This window comes from Microbacterium altimontanum, from assembly GCF_058349865.2.
On sequence record NZ_JBYRJB020000002.1, the window covers coordinates 358,787 to 377,868 of the forward strand.

Here is a 19,082-nt window from a genome sequence, read left to right on the forward strand (position 1 = left end):
TCGAAGGGCCGGTCGTCCGCCGAGCACGGTTCCTCGCCCGACGAGCGGTAAGCGTCACCGCGGCTTCTGGCCGGCGCGCGACAGCGCGTCGGCCGCCCGCACGAGCGCGAGGTGGCTGAAGGCCTGCGGCGTGTTGCCGGCCTGACGCTTGCCCTCCACGTCGTACTCCTCCGACAGCATCCCCACGTCGTTCGCGAGGTTGCACAGCCGGTCCATGAGCGAGCGCGCGTCGTCGAGCCGGTCGGTCGCCGCATACTGCTCCACGAGCCAGAACGAGCACGCGAGGAACGGGTACTCCGCCCCGGGAAGACCGTCGACGCCCGTCGACGTGCGGTAGCGGCGCAGCATCCCGTTCTGCATCAGGTCGTGCTCGATCTTCGACACCGTGGCCAGCATCCGCGGGTCGTCCGCGGCGCAGAAGCCCACCTGGGGCAGCAGCAGCAGGGATGCGTCGACCTCGGTGGTCCCGTAGTACTGGGTGAAGTGGCCGTTCGTGACCCCCTGCGTCTCGACCTCGTGCCGCACCCGATCGCGCACGTCGCGCCACTTGTCGACCGGACCGTCGAGCCCATGCTCCTCGACGGCGCGCACGGCGCGATCGAACGCCGCCCACACCATCACGCGTGAGTGGGTGAACATGTGCGGGTCGCCGCGGATCTCCCACATGCCGTTGTCGGGCCGGTTCAGCTCCTCCGCGGCGAACGCGACCAGCTTCTTCTCGAGCGGCCAGGAGAACTCGGACTCCTCGAGGCCCGCCTGGCGCGCGGCCGACAGCGTGACGAGCACCTCGCCGACCACATCGGCCTGGTACTGCTGGGCCGCGCCGTTGCCGACCCGCACCGGCGAGGAGCCGGCGTAGCCGGGAAGGCTCGGCATCTCGCGCTCGGTCAGGTCGCGCTCCCCGGCCAGGCCGTACATGATCTGCAGGTCGGCGGGGTCTCCGGCGACTGCCCGCAGCAGCCACTCGCGCCAGTGGGCGGCGAGCGCGACGAAGCCGTGGTCGAGCAGCGCCTCGAGCGTCAGCGCGGCGTCGCGCAGCCAGACGAAGCGGTAGTCCCAGTTGCGCACCCCGCCGAAATCTTCGGGGAGGGATGTCGTGGCCGCCGCCGCGATGCCGCCGGTCTCATGGTTCGTGAGCGCGCGCAGGATCAGCAGCGAGCGCACGACCTCGGCCCGGTGCGGGCCGGTGTGCTCGATGCGATCGGCCCAACGCTGCCACCACTCCCGAGTCTGGTCGAGCGCCGGGTCGACGTCGAGCTTCTGGGGCGTGCGCATGTGCGACGGGAACCACGTCAGCACGAGGTCGACACTCTGTCCCGCTTCGACCGCCACCTTGCCGCGGTGCACGTGATCGGATGCCGTCAGCAGCCCGCCGCGGATGGCGACCGCATCCGGGCCCGCCATGGCCACGAGCGCGGGAGCATCCGGTCTCCCGATCTGCCGGACCCACGGCATCGCGCGCGCATAGTCGAACCGCATCCGTACGTTGTGATCGAACTCGACGAGGCCGTGCACGCCGATGATGCGGCGCACGACGTCGATGCGGTCGAGGTCGACGTAGCGGTGCGGGTCGACCGGCATCCAGTCGTGCACCTCCGCGATCCCGTTGGAGGTCTCCCAGCGCGTGATGAGGATGAACGTGTCGCCGTCGTAGCGCCGGGTCGAAGTGGCGGTCGGATCACTCGGCCGCAGGCTCCAGCATCCGTGGTCCTCGTCGCCCAGGAGCGAACCGAACAGCGAGCCCGAGTCGAGCCGCGGCAGGCAGAGCCAGTCGATGCTGCCCTCCCGGGAGACGAGCGCCGCCGTGCGGCAGTTGCTCAGCAGTGCGTAGTCTTCGATGGGTACCGACATGGCGCCTGAGTCTTCCAGGTCCATGTGCACGGCGCGAGGGGGTTGCGCGGGCGTGACCGCCGCGGCATATGGTGGGCGCCATGGCGAAGGCGACCACGTTCCTCATCCTCGGCGCATCCGGCGACCTCACCTCCCGGCTTCTCCTGCCCGCCCTCGGCCAGCTGCTGAAGCGCGAGCCCGACCGGCAGATCACCCTGCGCGGGTCGTCCACCGACCCGATGACGCCGGAGCAGTGGAGGGCGCAGATCGCCGAGTCGTTCGCGTCGTCGAACAGCAGCGACATGATCGACCGCATCGGCGAGACGACGTATCTGCAGGCGGACATCACCAAGGTCGACGACTGGAAGAAGCTGCTCGAGGGTGTGGGCGATTCCGTCGTGCTGTACTTCGCCGTGCCGCCCGCCGTGACGGTGGCGGCGTGCGAGGCGCTGCAGGACGTGGCCCTGCCGAGCGACACGGTGCTCGCGCTCGAGAAGCCGTTCGGCGGCGACGAAGACGGGGCACGGGAGCTCAACGAGACGCTGCAGCGGCTCGTTCCCGAGGATCACATCTTCCGCGTCGACCACTTCCTCGGCCGCTCGACGCTGCTGAACATCCTCGGCGTGCGGTTCGCGAACCGGCTCGTCGAACCGGTGTGGTCGGCCGATCACGTGCAGTCGGTCCTCGTGCGATACGACGAGTCACTGGCGCTCGAGGGCCGCGCCCGGTACTACGACAAGGCCGGCGCCCTCGTCGACATGATCCAGAGCCACCTGCTGCAAGTGCTGGCGATCCTCGCGATGGAGGAGCCCGTCGATCTGGATGAGGTCGACCTGCGCGACGCGAAGAGCGCCGCGCTACGCGCTACGCGGATCTGGGACGACAACGCGGTGCGGTACTCCCGGCGGGGGCGCTACACCGCCGGGACGATCGGCGACCGCGCACTGCCGTCGTACGTCGACGAGGACGGCGTGGACCCCGCGCGGGACACCGAGACGCTCGCCGAGATCGTGTGCGAGGTGCGCACCTCGCGGTGGGCCGGCGTGCCGTTCACGCTGCGCAGCGGCAAGGCACTTGGCGAGAAGTGCGCCGAGATCGTCGTGACGTTCCGACCGGTGCGGCACATTCCCGACGGTCTGACGGGGAAGCCCGCCGACGGCGGGGTGCTGCGCTTCGGGCTGAGCCCCGACCGCATCGACCTGGAACTGAACGTGAACGGCGGCGAGGATCCGTTCGCGCTGCGCCGCGACATCCTCTCGACCGGTCTCGACAACAGCACGGCGCTCGCCTACACCGAGGTGCTGTCGCAGCTGCTCGACGGCGATGTCGCCCTGTCGGTGCGGGCGGATGCCGCCGAGGAGTGCTGGCGGATCATCGAGCCCGTGCTCGACGCATGGCGACGCGGCGACGTGCCGCTCGAGGACTATCCCGCCGGGTCGACCGGTCCGTCCGACTGGGCGACGTCGCGGACCGTGACGGCTCCCTGACGCATCCCGCGCCGCGCCGCCGCCATCTCGCCGTCCGGGGACTGCTCGCCTGTCGCGAATCGACCTTCAGAGCGGGTGCGAAGGTCGATTTGCGACAGGTCAACGGTCCGGTTCCGGCGGCGCCGGTCGTTGAAACCGCGAGGCGAGTCGAGACGACCGTCGCGGGACGCCGGCTCAGTCGACGAGCTCGGCCTCGATGACGTCGTCGGATGCGGCGGCCGGGCCGTCGCTCGTCAGCACGAGCTGCGAGCCGTCCGCCGCGACATCCACCCGCACCACGTCGCCGTCGTGCACGCGGCCGGCGAGGATCGCCATCGCGAGGCGGTCCTGGATCTCGCTCTGGATGAGCCGGCGCAGCGGACGTGCTCCGAACACCGGGTCGTACCCGCGGCTCGCGAGCCAGGCCCGCGCGTCGGGCGTCACTGCGAGGGTCAGCCGGCGGTCGTGCAGCCGGCGCTGCAGCAGGTCGACCGACAGCTCCACGATCTGCGCCAGGTCGTCCTCGCTGAGCGCCTGGAACATCACGATGTCGTCGAGGCGATTGATGAACTCCGGCTTGAACGCCTGCCGCACGAGGGCCATGACCTGCTCGCGCTTCTCGTCGCTCGACAGCAGCGGGTCGATCAGGATCGGCGAGCCGAGGTTCGAGGTCAGGATGAGGATGACGTTCTTGAAGTCCACCGTGCGGCCCTGACCGTCGGTGAGCCGCCCGTCGTCGAGCACCTGCAGCAGCACGTCGAACACCTCGGGATGCGCCTTCTCGACCTCGTCGAGCAGCACGACCGAGTACGGGCGCCGGCGCACGGCCTCAGTGAGCTGGCCGCCCTGCTCGTACCCGATGTAGCCGGGAGGGGCGCCGACCAGTCGCGAAACGGAGTGCTTCTCGCCGTACTCGGACATGTCGATGCGCACCATGGCGTGCTCGTCGTCGAAGAGGAACTCGGCGAGCGCCTTCGCGAGCTCGGTCTTTCCGACGCCGGTCGGGCCGAGGAACAGGAACGACCCGGTCGGCCGATTCGGGTCGCTCAGGCCCGCGCGGGATCGCCGCACGGCGTCCGACACCGCCCGCACGGCCTCCTTCTGCCCGATCAGGCGCTTGCCCAGCTCCGACTCGAGATGCAGCAGCTTCTCGGTCTCGCCCTGCAGCAGCCGGCCCACCGGGATGCCCGTCCACGACGCGATCACGGCGGCGATGTCGTCGTCCGTCACCTGCTCGTTGACCATCCGCTCGGCATCGGGCTGCGCCTCGGCCTGCTCGGCCTGGTCGAGCTGGTACTGCAGCTTCTTGATGGTCTCGTACTCGAGCCGCGACGCTTTGGCGTAGTCGGCTTCGCGGAGCGCGCGGTCGCGGTCGGTCACCGCCTGGTCGAGCTGCTTCTTCAGCTCGCCCACGCGATTAAGGCCGGCGCGCTCGCGCGCCCACCGCTCCTCGAGACCCGCGAGTTCCTGCTCGGCGTCGGCCATCTGCTCGCGCAGCTTGGCGAGCCGCTCCTTCGAGGCCTGGTCCTTCTCCTTCTTCAGCGCGAGCTCCTCGAGCCGCATCCGGTCGACCTGGCGCTTGAGCTGGTCGATCTCGACCGGGCTCGAGTCGATCTCCATCTTCAGCCGGCTCATCGCCTCGTCGATCAGGTCGATCGCCTTGTCGGGCAGCTGCCGGCTGGGGATGTAGCGGTTCGACAGCGACGCGGCGGCGACGAGCGCGCTGTCGCTGATCGTCACCCCGTGGTGCGCCTCGTAACGGCCCTTCAACCCGCGCAGAATCGCGATCGTGTCCTCGACGCTGGGCTCGCCGACGTACACCTGCTGGAACCGGCGCTCCAGCGCCGCATCCTTCTCGATGAACTCGCGATATTCGTCGAGCGTGGTCGCGCCGATCAGGCGCAGCTCGCCACGCGCGAGCATCGGCTTGAGCATGTTGGATGCCGCGACAGAGCCCTCGCCTCCGCCCGCGCCCATCAGCACGTGCAGCTCGTCGATGAAGGTGATCACGCGCCCCTCCGATTCGGTGATCTCCTTCAGCACGCTCTTCAGCCGCTCCTCGAACTGGCCGCGGTACATCGCGCCGGCCACGAGCGCGGAGATGTCGAGAGCGATCAGCTCCTTGTCCTTCAGCGACTCGGCGACGTCGCCCGCGACGATGCGCTGCGCGAGCCCCTCGACGACGGCGGTCTTGCCGACGCCGGGTTCGCCGATGAGCACCGGGTTGTTCTTGGTGCGGCGGGTCAGCACCTGGCTCACCCGGCGGATCTCGTTGTCACGCCCGATGACGGGGTCGAGCTTGCCCTGACGGGCCCGGTCGGTGAGGTTGATGCCGAACTGCTCGAGAGCGCTCTGCTGTTCCTCCTGCCCGGGCTGCGGTTGTGCGTTCATGTGTCTCCTTGAAATCTGTGCGACTCAACTCTCGTCCAAAGTTGAGCCTTGCTGACTCAAGTTTACCAGGGGACGGATGCGGCGGCAATGGGCAATCGGACGAGGAACGCGACTCCGCCGCTGCCGCGGGCGTCGACGGGGCCACGGTCTCGTTCGTGGACGTCGCTCCCCTAGACTCGGTGCGACGACGAGAGGTTGACCGATGAGCGCTCCGTATCCCCCGCAGGAACCACCGCAGTCGGGCGATCCCACCGCACCGCAGGCGGCGCCGGAACCTGCGGCCCAGCCGCCGCATCCGACGGCGGGACCCGCGGCGCAGCCGCCGCAGCCTACCGCCGGACCCGCGGCGCAGCCGCCCCATACGGCCGCGCCGACGGATGCGTCCGGCGTCCCGGCGCCGCCGTATCCGGCTGCTCCGCCCGCCGGCGGGCGCGTCCGGAACAACCCGGGCACGGTGGCCTTGATCGCCGGCATCGCCGCGCTGGTGCTGGGGCTCATCCGCACCGTCGTGCAGGGGATGATGATCGCGCAGCTGTCGCACAGCGGCGGCCTGGGCGGCTACAGCGCCATCGCGTCGGCGAACGCGGTCTTCACCCTCGTGGAGGCGCTCATCGCGATCGCCGCGATCGTCTTCGGGATCATCGGCCTCGTCGGCCGGCCCCGCCCCCGCGGCGCGGCCGGCATCGGCCTGGGCATCGGCATCGCGATCGTCGTCGGCGTCCTGACGAGCGTGCTGTACAGCGGACTCGTCTCCGCGTTCGTCGGCTGAGCCGGGTCGCGACTCTCGACGAAGAACCTCGTTCAGCGCGTGCGGGCGGACGCCGTCAGCTCCGCACGCGCTCGTAGACCTCGATCATCGCGGCCGTGCGGGAGGACTGCCGGAACCGCTCGGCGACGACCGGGTTCGGCAGGGGAGCGGTGCCGCCGGCGATGTCCGCCGCGGCGCGGGCGATGGTCTGTGCGAGCGCGGCGGTCGACGCATCCGGCACCTGCCAGTACCCCGATTCGAGCTCGGCGGCGATGTCGGGGTCGCTGATGATCGCGGGCGTGCCGAGCGACGCCCCCTCGAACACCGTCATCCCCTGGGTCTCGAATCCGATCGAGGTCTGCAGCACCGCGTCCGCCTCGGCGATGCGCCGCAGCGTCTCGGCGTAGCTCATCCGCCCACCGAAGACGACGGATGCCTCGGGCCGAGCACGCTCGATGAGTCGCTCCGCGGCACGCCGCTGGGAGCCGCTGCCGAGCACCTGCACGTCGGCGCGCACACCGGCGTCGCACAGCGCCTGCAGGAACGGCAGTAGGCGCTTCTCGGGGCTCATCCGGCCGAGCCAGATGAGCCGCGGCGGACCCGGTCGGCGGGGCGCGGTGAGCGCCAGCGCATCGTCGAGGATGCTGTCGTCGATGCCGTTCCAGATCACGTCGACGACGTGCCGTGCTCCGGCGCCGGGCACCACGCCGTGCTCCTCCAGGCGCCGCGCGAAGTGCGCCGACGGCGCCGTCACGGCGCTCGCATGCGCGGCGAGGCTCCGAAGGTACGACCAGCCGTCGTCGCCGCGGCGGGGCGCTCGCGAAGCGGCGGGACCGAGCATCATGCGCTGCCAGCCGTTCAGGAACCGCAGCACCGCCGACGGGAACGGCACCGTCGCGGCGAGTCCGACGCCGACCCGGTTGTGCATCGTGTGGACGACCGGGAGCCCGTGCCTGAGGGCGAACCGGTGCCCGGTGACAGCCCCCCAGAAGTCCGCCTGCACGTGCACGACGTCGACGGGCGCGCGAGCGCTGAGGGCGCGATCGATGAACCGATCGGTGCGCCGGCCGGGGAACGTGAGCGAGTACTCGCGGTCGGGGGTGATGGCGATCGAGGGGGTATCGATGTATGCCGGATCTGGAATGCGCCGGCTCAGCGCCGCAGCGCGTGGCCCACGCATCCGCGGTGCGACAACCGTGACGGTGTGTCCGGCGCGTTCGAGGTATCGCTTCTGCAGCCCCATCGAGACCTGGGCGCCGCCGAGCGATTCCAGGTGCTGATCGGCGAAGAAGACGATGTGCACGAGGGGACTCTAGGCGGGGAGGGGCTCGCCGCGATAGAGCGCCTCGAAGGTGTCGAGCGTGCGGTTGATGTCGTGGATCACGACACCGTCGAGCGACGCCTGCTGCAGACGCAGCCGCTCGCCCGGCGAGGCGGTGAGCACCTGCGTCAGCCGCTCGGCGAGCGCGTCCACGTCACCGGGCGGGAAGAGGTAGCCGTTCTCGCCGTCGTGCACGAGGTGCGGCAGCGCCACGGCGTCGGCGGCGAGGATGGGAAGACCCGACGCCATCGCCTCCATCGTCGCGATCGACTGCAGCTCGGCGATCGACGCGATCGTGAACACGCTCGCGCGCGAGTACAGATCCCGCAGCTGCTCCTCCGAGGTGTGCCCGTGGAACGTGACCCGCTCGTCCAGGCCGAGCTGATGGGCGAGCTGCTCGAGGTTGCGGCGCTGGTCCCCACTGCCGACGACGTCGAAGTGCACGTCCAGCGCCGGCTCGAGCTTGGCCATCGCCTTGAGGACGACGTCGATCTGCTTCTCGGTGGTGAGGCGTCCCACGAACAGGATGCGGTTCGCGTCGCGCGGGGTGAGATCGGGTCGGTAGTTGGACCGGTCGATCCCGCACGAGACCGGGATGACGCCGTCGATGTCGATCGTGGCCTCGAGGAAGTCGGCGGCCTTGCGGGTCGGCGTCGTGACGGCACGGGCCATCTTCAGCGTGCGCTCGGCATCGTCCCATGCGAGCTTCACGAGCACCTTGTCGAGGACCGGCGGCAGCGTCGTGAAGTCGAGGATGTTCTCGGCCATCACATGATTCGTCGCCACGATCGGGATGCCGCGCTTGCGCGCCTCGCGCGCGAGCCCGCGGCCGATCACGATGTGCGACTGGATGTGCACGACGTCCGGCTTCACCTCGTCGAGCACCTTCCGCGCGTAGTGCTTGCTCAGCCAGGGGAGCACGAACGTGAGCCAGTCGTGCGGGGGCCAGCGCCAGGAGGGCAGGCGATGCATCGTGACCGCCTGCCCCTCGATCTCCTCGACGAACGTGCCGTGGTTGCGGTGGCCAACGCTTGGAGCCGAGACGTGCACGTCGTGTCCGCGCGCAACGAGTCCGGCGGCGAGGCGCTCGGCGAAGCGGGCGGCGCCGTTGACATGCGGAGTGAAGGTGTCGGCGCCGATGAGGACGGTGAGCGGGCGGCGATCGCCCGCGTCGGCCGGTTCCTGCGGCTCCGGCACGACGGCTTCCGGCTCAGAGGCGGCCTCCGGCACAGCGGCCTGCGGCTCAGAGGCGGCCTGCGGCTCAGGGGCGGTCTGTCCTGGCGGCTCGGGCATGGCTGCCTGCGGCTCCGACGGCTGGTGCGGATCTCGCGGCTGCGGACCGGTGGGGGCGGCGGGAGTCACGGTGAAGGGGGTGCCTCTCTCTGCGGTGGTGCGGGCGTCGGCCGCGCCGGCCCCACTCTACCTGCGCCCGGTGTGAATCCCCGGAACCGATGGCTCTCGCGCGCACACGGGCATAGCGTTGTGGCATGGTGCGGATTCAGGCGGATGCCTCCCCCGATCGCTGGGTGGCGATGACCGGCTCGATCGGCCTGAAGGGGCGCCGGCACCGCAAGGCCGCCATCCGGATGCTGATGACGCAGATGAAGCAGCTGACGGGGATGTCGCAGCCCGCGGGCAGGGTGTTCCCCTGGATGATCAGCCAGGTCACCCCGTTCCTGCTGCGGCGCGCCGAGGGCCGCATGCTCGTGTGGATGTGGAAGTCCGATCCCGAACTGCTCGTGGCGATGGCGCAGGTGCAGGAGGCGACCCACGAGTTCCGGGTGGCGCAGGCGTCACGCCCGATCGAGGACGACGACACGACCCGGTTCCGCAACCCGCACCTCGGTGTCGGCGAGCGCCTCGTCGTGGCAGACCCGGACAACCCGCGCACACCGCCGTTCGCGAGCTACCTCTGGGATCAGGGCGACCGGGTCGTGATGCTCTCGGCCGTCTGCTCCGACCGCACCCGGTTCGGCACGGTGATCGGGGCGCTCGATGAGCTGGCCCGCACGCTGCGCGTCGTCGAGGACCTCACCCTCGACGAGCACAACGTGCTGCGCATCGACCCGAGCTAGGTGCGGTCAGGTGCGATGACGGACGCGGGCGGCGAAAGGCCCGATACCGTGGGGTCTGTGACGGAACGCGACATGGTTCTCCTGCCCGGCGGCACGTTCCGCATGGGGTCGGACGACTTCTATCCCGACGAGCGGCCGGTGCACGAGCGAGACGTCGCGCCGTTCTGGATCGACCGGTACGAGGTCACGAACGAGGACTACGCCGCGTTCGTCGACGACACCGGTTACGTGACGGTCGCTGAGCGCGAGCTCGACCCGGCGGCGTTCCCCGGCGCCGATCCGGCGGATCTCGTGCCGGGAGCGATGGTGTTCACCCCCACCGCCGGGCCGACCGATCTCGGCGACTGGCGGAACTGGTGGCGGTGGGAGGCCGGCGCATCCTGGCGCCATCCCTTCGGCCCCGACTCGGGCATCGGCGACAGGATGGCGCATCCCGTCGTGCACATCGCGTTCGCCGACGCGCAGGCGTACGCGCAGTGGGCCGGGCTACGCCTGCCCACCGAGGCGGAGCACGAGTATGCGGCGCGCGGCGGTCTCGAGGGGGCGCGCTTCGCCTGGGGTGACGAGCCGTACCCGGAGGGCGTTCCGCAGGCGAACTCGTGGCTCGGACGGTTCCCCTACGACAATCAGGGCGTGGGCGGCACCGCCGCCGTGGGGTCGTACCCGCCGAACGGATACGGACTCTACGACATGACCGGCAACGTCTGGGAGTGGACGACGGATTTCTACACCCCTCGTCACCTGCACCTCTCGGACCGTCCTGTGGATGCCGGCAAGCGGATGAATCTGCTCGCGCAGGCGAGCGCGCAGGAGGGTTTCCCCGACATCCCCCGGCGGGTGCTCAAGGGCGGTTCGCACCTGTGCTCGCCGGACTACTGCCTGAGGTTCCGGCCCGCGGCGCGGTCGCCGCAGGCCGAGGACACCGGGATGTCGCACATCGGCTTCCGCTGCGTGCGCGACGCCTGAGCGAGCCGCGGCTGCGTCCCGGCCTCAGTCGGCGGCGAGCGCGTCGGCAAGCGTCGGGTAGACGCGTCCCTCGGCCTCGAGCCCGGCGAACCACGAGCCCTTCCGCGCCATTGCCGCGCCGCCGGTGGGCACCGCCGCGAGCCGCAGTTCGACGGCCGCCGCGGCGAGCTCCCCGTCGAGGTCGGCGAGCGCGTCGAGCACGGTGACCGACGCCACCTCGAGGCGCGTGAGCTCGAGAGCAACGGCATGGATGCCGGTCGCCGCGCCGGCTGCGCCCAGCACCGCCGTCTCGTACGACAGCACGTTCGCGGTGTACATCGGCCCGAGCAGCCGCACCGGGAGGACGCCGTGCTGCGGCGCGCCGACATCGATGCGCACGCGGTTGAGCTCTCGGAAGATCACGACGAACGTGCCGACGATGCCGATCGCCACCGCGAGCAGCAGGCCGGCCGTGAGCCCCACGAAGGCCGTGATCACGGCGACCCAGAAGTCGGGCCGGTTCAGCCGCCACAGCCGGGCGAGGCTCCGGATGTCGATGAGCCCGATCACCGCGACGAGCACGAGCGCGGCGAGAGTGGCCTGCGGCATGAGACTCAGCACCGGGCCGAGGAACAGCGCCACCAGCACCGCGAGCACGACCGTGACGATGCCGGCCAGCTGGGACCGGGCGCCCGTGGCCTGGTTCACGGCGCTCTGCGAGAAGCCCCCGGCAGCGGGAAGCGCCTGGAAGAACGAGCCGACGGTGTTCGCCGTCCCTGCGGCGAACAGCTCGCGGTTGCTGTCGATCGCGGGCTCTCCGGGCTTGCGGATGCCGCGCGCGACGGCGGTGGTCTCGAGGAACGCCATCACCGCGATCGCCAGGGCCCCGGGCACCATGCCGCCGATGTGCGTGAACGACGGCAGGACGGGAGGCGGGAAGCCTCGCGGGACGGGAGCGATCAGCTCGAGCCCTGCGCCGGCGATCGGCGTGAACGCGGCGAGCAGGATCCCCCCGGCGACGACGATCAACGGCCCGGGTACGCGACGCGCGTAGCGCTTGAGCACGACGAGCACGGCGATCGAGCAGAGCGACACGAGGATCGTGGGGAGGTTGGCGTGCGGCGCCGCCTCGGCGACCCCGACGAGCGACCTGAGGAAGCCGTGCCCCGAGTAGTTGCTCGTCACCCCCAGGAGCTTCGGCAGCTGGCCCACGGCGACGGTCGCGCCCACACCCACCTGCACGCCGATGATCGTCGACTTGGAGATGTACTCCACGACGCCACCCAGCCGCAGCACGCGGGCCACCAGCAGGAGAACGCCGACGAGCAGGGTCAGCGCCATGAGGTCGGGGATGGGGTCGCTCGAATCGGCGGCGACGCCGGCCGAGACCATCGTCGTGGCGGTGAGCGTGGCGATCGTCGAGGTCGTCGACACGCTCATCGCCCGTGAACCGCCCAACAGGGCGTAGACGAGCATCGGCACCATGCACGTGTAGAGACCGACCTGGACGGGGAGGTTCGCGATCGTGGCGTAGGCCATCGCCTGCGGAATGACCACGGCGCCGGCGGACAATCCCGCCAGGACGTCGCGGGCGATCCACGCCCGGCGGTAGCCCCGCAGCGTGGGAAGCAGCCACACCCGCGACGCCGGAGCGGACGGAGCGGTCGTCATCGCCCCGCCGCATCGGTCGCGTCGGGCACGGCGATCTGTCGCAGCATGGCGCCTCCCCGTCGGTCTGGCCCCACGCTAGAGCTGCCGCACCCGCCGCGCCCGCTGCCCTCACCCCGGTCGGGAGGTGTACCAGGGCTTCGACGGGTTCGATGCCTTCTGGTCGCGGATCATCCGGATCGTCTGGTCGACGAGGTCCTTCGACAGGTGGTAGCCGTCCTCGGGCAGGTAGGGCTGCTCGATGAAGCCGTTGTCCTCGACGAGGTCGGGGAACCAGTTGTTGGTCTCGCCGCCGAGGAAGCCGTAGAACCGGTCGAAGCCCTGCGACAGCGGCCACTGCTCCTTGCTGCCGCCCGCGGAGATGTCCTCCTCGGGGACGTTGTGGTCCTTGCCCACCCAGAACGTGGAGTACCCGTTCTGCTGGAGCACCTGACCGATCGTCGCGCACTCGGGGGGCACGTGACCGGAGAGTCCCGGGAACCCCTTCGTGCCCTCCATGATGTTGCCCATGCCGTTGGCGTGGTGGTTCCGGCCGGTGAGGAACGTCGAGCGGGTCGGCGAGCACAGCGCGGTGGTGTGCCACTGCGTGTAGGTGAGCCCGTTCTCGGCGAGGCGGTCGAGCGTGGGCATGTTGATGCGCCCGCCGTAGGGCGACCACGATGCCATCCCGGTGTCGTCATAGAGGATCACCAGGATGTTCGGCGCCCCCTTCGGCGCCTTCGGCGACTCGTACGGGGTCCAGTCGGCGACGGAGTCGCGGACGTCGAGCTTGATGACACCGTTGAATTCAGGCGTGGAATCGGACATGGCTGCTTCCTCCTACCGAGACGTTGCCGCCACGGTAAGTGCGGTGCCTGCGGCCGATCGGTCGACCTCACCCGTGCCGGGTGAGATGCGGATGCGAGGGCGCTCGCCGACGGCGGAACGGTGCCATGATCGGCCTCATGACGGCACTGTCTTCGTGGAACGACACCGGCACCCGGCGCACGATCGAGCGGTTCGTCGCCGAGGCGGAACGCACCATCCCTGCCGCGGAGCGCGTCGCGGTGTTCGACAACGACGGCACGCTGTGGACCGAGAAGCCCATGCCGACGCAGCTGCACTTCATCGTGCAGGGGTGGCGCGCCGCCGCCGCGGCGGATCCGTCGCTGGTCGACGAGCAGCCGTATGCCGCGGCGGTGTCGGGCGACTTCGCCTGGCTGGGCGGTGCGATCGACAAGCACTACGCCGGAGACGACTCCGACCTGAAGGTGCTCATCGGCGCCCTGGTGGGGCTCGTGCAGGGAGTGAGCGTGGAGGACTACGCGGCGTCGGTGTCGGCGTTCTTCCGCGATGCGACGCATCCGACGCTCGGCAGGTCGTATGCCGATGCCGTGTACGTGCCGATGGTGGAGCTGCTGCGCTACCTCGAGGAGCACGGGTTCCGCTGCTACATCGTGTCGGGCGGGGAGCGTGACTTCATGCGGCCGATGACCGAGGACTGCTACGGCATCCCGCCGGAGCGGGCGCCGAGCAGGCGCTGGCCGCCGCGGACGACAGGGGTTACACCGTCGTGAGCGTGCGTGACGACTGGTCTCGCGTGTTCGCCGATGCCGCGGCGGATGCGTCGGCCGACGCGGCGGCGGGAGGCCCTCCGAGCGCGGCACCCGACGCATCCGCATGACGACTGCCCGCCCCTCACATGTGAGGTGACAGAAGTGGCGGGTATCCGGCGGGTGTTTCCCGCCACTTCTGTCACCTCACGGAGCAGGAACGCGGGTCAGGAGAGGTCGTGAGCGGCGAGCCACTCGGCACGGCGGGTCGCGGTGGTGCGCAGCAGCCAGGCCTCGGTGATCGTCTCGCGCAGCAGCGCGGCATCGGCGGTGTCGAGGGCGCTCAGCACCGCCGGCCACCCGTCGAAGTGCGGGATCGTGAAGAACGTGCGGGGATCGCTCTGCAGGAGCGCCTCCTTGACGTCGATCCCGTCGGTCCGGATGCCGATCACGGTGCCCGGCGGCCAGGTGCGGCCGACGGCGGCAAGCTGCTCGAGGTCGCGCCCGCTCGGGCCGCGCTCCCAGACGAACTGCGCACGTCCGGCCCGCCAGCTGGCTCCGCCGCGGTGGCCCTCGACCGTCTCGACGACACCGGGAAAGCCCAGGCAGATCGCACGCACGTCGTCGAGTGTCACCATGACCTCAGTATCCGGGCGCAGCAGCCGACGCGCCAGCGCGGGGCGGCGGCGTCAGGATGCGGCGCCGGCGGCGGCGTCAGGATGCGGCGCCGGCGGCGGTGTCCGCCGCATCGTCCGCCGGACGCAGCTCGGCGACGGGACGGATGCGTGCCGTGTCGACCCCGAACAGGGCAGACACGGCGGCGCCGAACTCATCGGCGCGTCCCTCGGCGGCCAGTTCGCGACCGCGCACCGAGGGCCCGTGGAGCAGGACTCCGGCGAGGTGCCGCAGTGCCGCCTCGGTCTGGGGACTGCTGTCGCCCCGGCGGCGGGCCCACGCGATCTCGCCGTCGAGCACGTCGAAGATGTGCGAGCGCAGTGCTACGAGAGCTGGGGTCACCGCGTCCTCCGCCGTCGCCCGCCGGTAGTCGGCCACGGCGTGGTCGACGAGCGCGCGCGCCTCGTCGGTCGCGCCGAGCTCGGGCAGTGGCGCGTGGGCGCGGATCGTCTCGAGGTCGAGTAGCTCGGTGTCGGCGACGGCAGCGACCTCCGGATCGACGTTGCGCGGGAGGCCCAGGTCGACGATGAGGCGGCGGATGAGGGCGCCCGGCCGCTCCCGAGCCGCCGCCACGGTCGCGGCGTCGAGGATGACCGTCGGCGCCACGCTGCAGGCGACGATGAGGTCGCTGTCGGCGACCGCCGCCTCGAGCGATTCGGCCGCGACGATGCCGTGACTCGTCGCGAAACCGGCGGCACGACCGGTGCGGGAGTACACCTGCACCCGCGTCACGCCGCGTTCGCGCAGCGCGGCGAGGCTCGCCCCGGCGTAGCGGCCGGTGCCGACCAGCAGCACGTTCGCCGCCGCCCAGTCGGTGATGCGGGTCTCGGCCATGTCGAGCGCCAGGCGCACGACGGAACGGCCCGCGCTCGAGAGCTCCGTGCGGTTCTTCACCCCGCGCGAGGTGCGCGCGGCGAGCTGGAACACCCGCTCGAGCTCGCGGGTCGCGGTGCCGCGCTCGCGCGCCCCCTCGAGCGCGCGCCGCACCTGGCCGGCGATCTCGCCCTCGCCGACCACGACCGACTCGAGCCCGCTCGCGACGGCGAAGGCATGCTCGACGACGGCGTCGCCGTGCAGCAGCATCCCGGCCTCGCGCACCTCGTGCGCCGGCATGCCGGTCGCCTCCCCGATCGCCTGCGTCACGACGCGCGCGGCGTGCGCCGCCGCATCCTGCCCCTCGGCGTCCTGGCCGTCCGCGTCGGGGAGAACGATGTCGACGTACGTTTCGAAGCGGTTGCACGTCGACAGCACGACGCTGCCCGCGACGATGCCGCCGTGCTCGGCGAGGGTGCCGATGACCTCGTTCGCACCGCGCTCGAGTCGACCGAGGTTGTCGAACTGCGTGGTGCGGTGGCTTGAGGAATAGCAGAACAGCACGGCCGGAAGGATACGCGACGGACCTGTGAGCGATTCCCCGGCAACAACTCAGGCTGGACGGATGCGGTCGCGAGCACAGACCGCGAGGTTCCGGGCTTCGTCTTCGGGAGCAGGATGTCGCAGCCTGAGTTGCTGCCGGGATCCGGCCGTCACCGTGGTACAAGCGTCTCCGGCCCGCGCGCCGTCTCTGCGGCGGGACGGCGCCCTGGTGGGCGTACTCATTCCCGTCTGGGACAATCGGCGCGTGAGTTCCCACCCGACCGCTCCCCTGCCCGTCGCCCCGCACCCGCTGCCCACCGAGCATCCGCTGGCCAGCGGCGCCACTGCATCCGCACCCCTGATCGCCTCGTACCGCGGCTCCCGCGGCGCCATGACACCCGTGTGGTTCATGCGTCAGGCGGGCCGATCGCTGCCGGAGTACCGCGCGCTGCGCACCGGTCAGGGGATGCTCGACACGTGCCTCGACCCGGAGCTCGCGAGCGAGATCACGCTGCAGCCGGTACGGCGCCACGGCGTCGATGCCGCGATCTTCTTCAGTGACATCGTGATCCCGCTGCGCCTTGCCGGCGTCGATGTCGAGATCCAGGCCGGCACCGGTCCCGTCTTCGACCGGGCCGTGCGCACCGCAGCCGATGTCGACGCGCTCACGGGGTCGGGCATGCTCCGGTCGGACGACGAGGCGCTCGAACCGATCCGCGAGGGGGTGCGCCGCACGGTCGCCGAGCTCGGATCGACTCCCCTCATCGGCTTCGCCGGCGCGCCGTTCACACTCGCCGCGTATCTCGCCGAGGGGAGGCCGTCGCGCGATCACCTGGCCGCGCGGCGCCTCATGCACACCGACCCCGAGGCGTGGGCGCGACTCATGGCATGGTGCGCCGACGTCACCGGCGCGTTCCTGCGGGCGCAGCTCATGGCCGGTGCGAGCGCGGGTCAGCTTTTCGACTCGTGGGCCGGATCCCTCTCCCGCGCAGACTACGTCCAGCACATCGCGCCGGCTTCGGCGCGGGCGCTCTCCTGGGCGCGCGGACTGACCACTCCCGAGGGCGCGGCCGTCCCGCTCGTGCACTTCGGCCTGGGGACCGGCGAGTTCCTCGCGGACATGCGGGATGCCGGCGCCGACGCGGTCGGCATCGACTACCGGATCCCGCTGGACGAGGCATCCCGCCGCCTCGGCGGCACGGTGCCGCTGCAGGGGAACATCGACCCGGCGCTGCTGGCGGCGCCGTGGCACGTTCTCGAGGACCACACTCGCGACGTGCTGCGCCGCGGCCGCTCGGCACCCGCACACGTCGTCAACCTCGGCCACGGCGTACCGCCCGACACCGACCCCGACGTGCTGACCCGCCTCGTACGGCTCGTGCACGAAGCCGGCGTGGAATGACGGCTGGCGCGAGCCCGACCCCCTCGGCTGCGAGACGAGGGGATGCCGCCGAGACGAGGGGTTCCGACACGCAAGGGCCCTCAGCTGAGCGGAATGCCCTCGCCTCAGCGGGCGCCGAAGAGCGAGCCGGGGGCGCGTCGCCACGCGTCGTCGTCGTCGTCGTCGGCGGCGGCGCAGCCGGGCTTGTCGCGGCGCGAGCCTGCGCGGCGGCGGGTGCGCAAGTGACGCTGCTCGAGGCGGGCCGCACACTGGGCGGGAGCGTGGCGCCGCAGCACGTGGCCGGGATCACGCTCGACGCCGGCGCGGAGAGCTTCGCGACACGCGGCGGCGCCGTCGCGCGGCTGATCGACGACCTCGGGATGAGCGACGACGTCGTGTGGCCGAACGCCGCGGGGGCATGGCTGCACCTTTCCGACCGCACGGTTCCGGCGCCGAAGGGAGGGCTGCTCGGCATCCCCTCGGATCCGCTCGCCGCCGACGTCGTCGCCGCAATCGGACGTCGGGCCGCGCTGCGCGCGCAGCTCGACAGGATCATCCCCACCCGCCGCGGGTACCGCCCCACCACGCTCGGCGACGTGGTGCGCCGACGGATGGGCCGTTCCGTGCTCGACCGGCTCGTCTCGCCGGTGTCGACGGGAGTGTATTCGAGCTCCGCCGACGACCTCGATGTGGATGCGATCTCACCGGGCCTCCGCGACGCTCTCGCGCGCACGCGCTCGCTCGCACGGGCCGCGCAGGAGGTGCGGGCGGCATCGGCGATGCGGTCGCCAGACCGTTCCGGGCAGGCGGCGGCAGGCGCGCCGACCGGCTTCTCCGACGGCCGCGCCGCCTCCCCCGCGAGCAGACCGGGCTCGGCGGCGGGCGGGCTGCGCGGCGGGATGTGGACGCTCATCCGCCGTCTCGCCGCCGACGCGCGGGCACGCGGCGTCGACATCCGGCTGGACGCTCCCGTCGCCGCGATCGTCCCCGGGACGACCCCCGCCTGGCGCGTCCGCCTCGAGGACGGCACCGTTCTCACGGCCGACGCCGTCGTGCTGGCCGCGTCGGGCCCGGAATCTGTGCGCCTGCTGTCCGCGGCGCTCGCCTCGGGCGAGCGGCAGCGCATCGCGGCGCCCGCGCAGTGGCCGTCGCCGACACGCGTCGACCTCGCGACACTCGTGCTCGATGCGCACGAACTCGACGAGGGCCCGCGCGGAACGGGGCTGCTCGTCGCCGACGACGCGCACGACCGGGTGGCTGCCAAGGCGCTGACGCACGGGACGATCAAGTGGCAGTGGCTCGCCGAGCAGGCCGGCCCGGGTCGGCACGTCGTGCGACTCTCGTACGGCAAGACCGGACAGGCAAGCCCCGCGGCCGGCCTCGACGACGACGCGCTGCGGGCCCGGGCGCTGAGCGACGCATCCGCACTGCTCGGGGCCGCCCTGCACGCCGATCAGGTCGTCGGCTTCACGCACGTGACGTGGGAGAGCTCCGTGTCGCCCGCCGCGCACGGGCAGGCCGACCGCATCCGCGCCGTGCGCGAAGCCGTGCGCACGGTGGCCGGCCTCGAGGTCGCCGGCGCGTGGGTCGCCGGCACCGGCCTCGCGTCGGTGATCCCCGATGCGCAGGATGCCGCGGCCCGCGCGCTCGCGTCACTCCCCGCTCGTTGAGTCGCCCGAACCGGCGCGATCATA

The 19,082-nt window shown here is 71.4% G+C and carries 15 protein-coding genes; 7 read left to right on the forward strand and 8 right to left on the reverse strand.

All coding sequences use genetic code 11. The annotated features are described in order from the left end of the window. Positions 1-54 precede the first annotated feature (54 nt). A complete protein-coding gene (locus AC3RX1_RS03940) occupies positions 55-1,851 on the reverse strand; it encodes a glycoside hydrolase family 15 protein (RefSeq protein WP_491499941.1) in 1,797 nt (598 codons plus the stop codon). A gap of 80 nt (positions 1,852-1,931) precedes the next feature. Here AC3RX1_RS03940 and AC3RX1_RS03945 point away from each other — a divergent pair, with 80 nt between their 5' ends. Further along, positions 1,932-3,317: a glucose-6-phosphate dehydrogenase gene (locus AC3RX1_RS03945; RefSeq protein ID WP_491499942.1), complete on the forward strand. Its 1,386-nt coding sequence runs from the start codon at positions 1,932-1,934 to the stop codon at positions 3,315-3,317. A 174-nt stretch (positions 3,318-3,491) separates the two neighbouring features. On the opposite strand, the gene AC3RX1_RS03950 is transcribed toward AC3RX1_RS03945, so the two are convergent. Beyond that, positions 3,492-5,687, reverse strand: coding sequence for an ATP-dependent Clp protease ATP-binding subunit (locus AC3RX1_RS03950; protein WP_491499943.1), 2,196 nt, complete (start codon positions 5,685-5,687; stop codon positions 3,492-3,494). Between the two features lie 202 nt (positions 5,688-5,889). Here AC3RX1_RS03950 and AC3RX1_RS03955 point away from each other — a divergent pair, with 202 nt between their 5' ends. Then, entirely contained in the window at positions 5,890-6,456 is a 567-nt protein-coding gene (locus AC3RX1_RS03955) for a hypothetical protein (RefSeq protein WP_491499944.1), read from the forward strand. Positions 6,457-6,511: 55 nt separating this feature from the next. Here AC3RX1_RS03955 and AC3RX1_RS03960 read toward each other — a convergent pair whose 3' ends face one another. Then, positions 6,512-7,738 carry a glycosyltransferase gene (locus AC3RX1_RS03960; protein ID WP_491499945.1) on the reverse strand — a complete coding sequence of 409 codons (1,227 nt, stop codon included), beginning with the start codon at positions 7,736-7,738 and terminating at the stop codon, positions 6,512-6,514. 9 nt (positions 7,739-7,747) lie between these two features. Further along, positions 7,748-9,049 (reverse strand): glycosyltransferase, encoded by a 1,302-nt coding sequence (locus AC3RX1_RS03965; protein ID WP_491499946.1) that lies wholly within the window; start codon positions 9,047-9,049, stop codon positions 7,748-7,750. 194 nt (positions 9,050-9,243) lie between these two features. Between AC3RX1_RS03965 and AC3RX1_RS03970 the strand changes: the two genes are divergently transcribed. After that, positions 9,244-9,831: a hypothetical protein gene (locus AC3RX1_RS03970; protein WP_491499947.1), complete on the forward strand. Its 588-nt coding sequence runs from the start codon at positions 9,244-9,246 to the stop codon at positions 9,829-9,831. Positions 9,832-9,903: 72 nt separating this feature from the next. Further along, complete coding sequence (locus tag AC3RX1_RS03975; protein WP_491500090.1) at positions 9,904-10,797, forward strand: formylglycine-generating enzyme family protein; 894 nt, start codon at positions 9,904-9,906, stop codon at positions 10,795-10,797. Between the two features lie 24 nt (positions 10,798-10,821). Here the strand turns inward: AC3RX1_RS03975 and AC3RX1_RS03980 are convergent, their stop codons facing one another. Beyond that, positions 10,822-12,447, reverse strand: a complete 1,626-nt coding sequence (locus AC3RX1_RS03980) for a SulP family inorganic anion transporter (RefSeq protein ID WP_491499948.1) — start codon at positions 12,445-12,447, stop codon at positions 10,822-10,824. A gap of 108 nt (positions 12,448-12,555) precedes the next feature. Further along, positions 12,556-13,251: a sulfatase-like hydrolase/transferase gene (locus tag AC3RX1_RS03985; protein ID WP_491499949.1), complete on the reverse strand. Its 696-nt coding sequence runs from the start codon at positions 13,249-13,251 to the stop codon at positions 12,556-12,558. Between the two features lie 137 nt (positions 13,252-13,388). Between AC3RX1_RS03985 and AC3RX1_RS03990 the strand changes: the two genes are divergently transcribed. Continuing rightward, entirely contained in the window at positions 13,389-14,000 is a 612-nt protein-coding gene (locus tag AC3RX1_RS03990) for a haloacid dehalogenase-like hydrolase (protein WP_491499950.1), read from the forward strand. A 203-nt stretch (positions 14,001-14,203) separates the two neighbouring features. Here AC3RX1_RS03990 and AC3RX1_RS03995 read toward each other — a convergent pair whose 3' ends face one another. Together AC3RX1_RS03995 and AC3RX1_RS04000 are read right to left on the reverse strand one after the other, a co-directional pair. Next, positions 14,204-14,614, reverse strand: a complete 411-nt coding sequence (locus tag AC3RX1_RS03995) for an MmcQ/YjbR family DNA-binding protein (protein WP_491499951.1) — start codon at positions 14,612-14,614, stop codon at positions 14,204-14,206. Positions 14,615-14,690: 76 nt separating this feature from the next. After that, on the reverse strand, positions 14,691-16,028 hold the full coding sequence (locus tag AC3RX1_RS04000) for a glutamyl-tRNA reductase (RefSeq protein ID WP_491499952.1): 1,338 nt from the start codon (positions 16,026-16,028) through the stop codon (positions 14,691-14,693). A 244-nt stretch (positions 16,029-16,272) separates the two neighbouring features. On the opposite strand from AC3RX1_RS04000, the gene hemE reads away from it, so the two are divergent. After that, a complete protein-coding gene (gene hemE, locus AC3RX1_RS04005) occupies positions 16,273-17,409 on the forward strand; it encodes a uroporphyrinogen decarboxylase (RefSeq protein WP_491499953.1) in 1,137 nt (378 codons plus the stop codon). Next, positions 17,406-19,058: a protoporphyrinogen/coproporphyrinogen oxidase gene (locus AC3RX1_RS04010; RefSeq protein WP_491499954.1), complete on the forward strand. Its 1,653-nt coding sequence runs from the start codon at positions 17,406-17,408 to the stop codon at positions 19,056-19,058. Before hemE ends, AC3RX1_RS04010 begins: the two co-directional genes overlap by 4 nt. Positions 19,059-19,082: the final 24 nt, after the last annotated feature.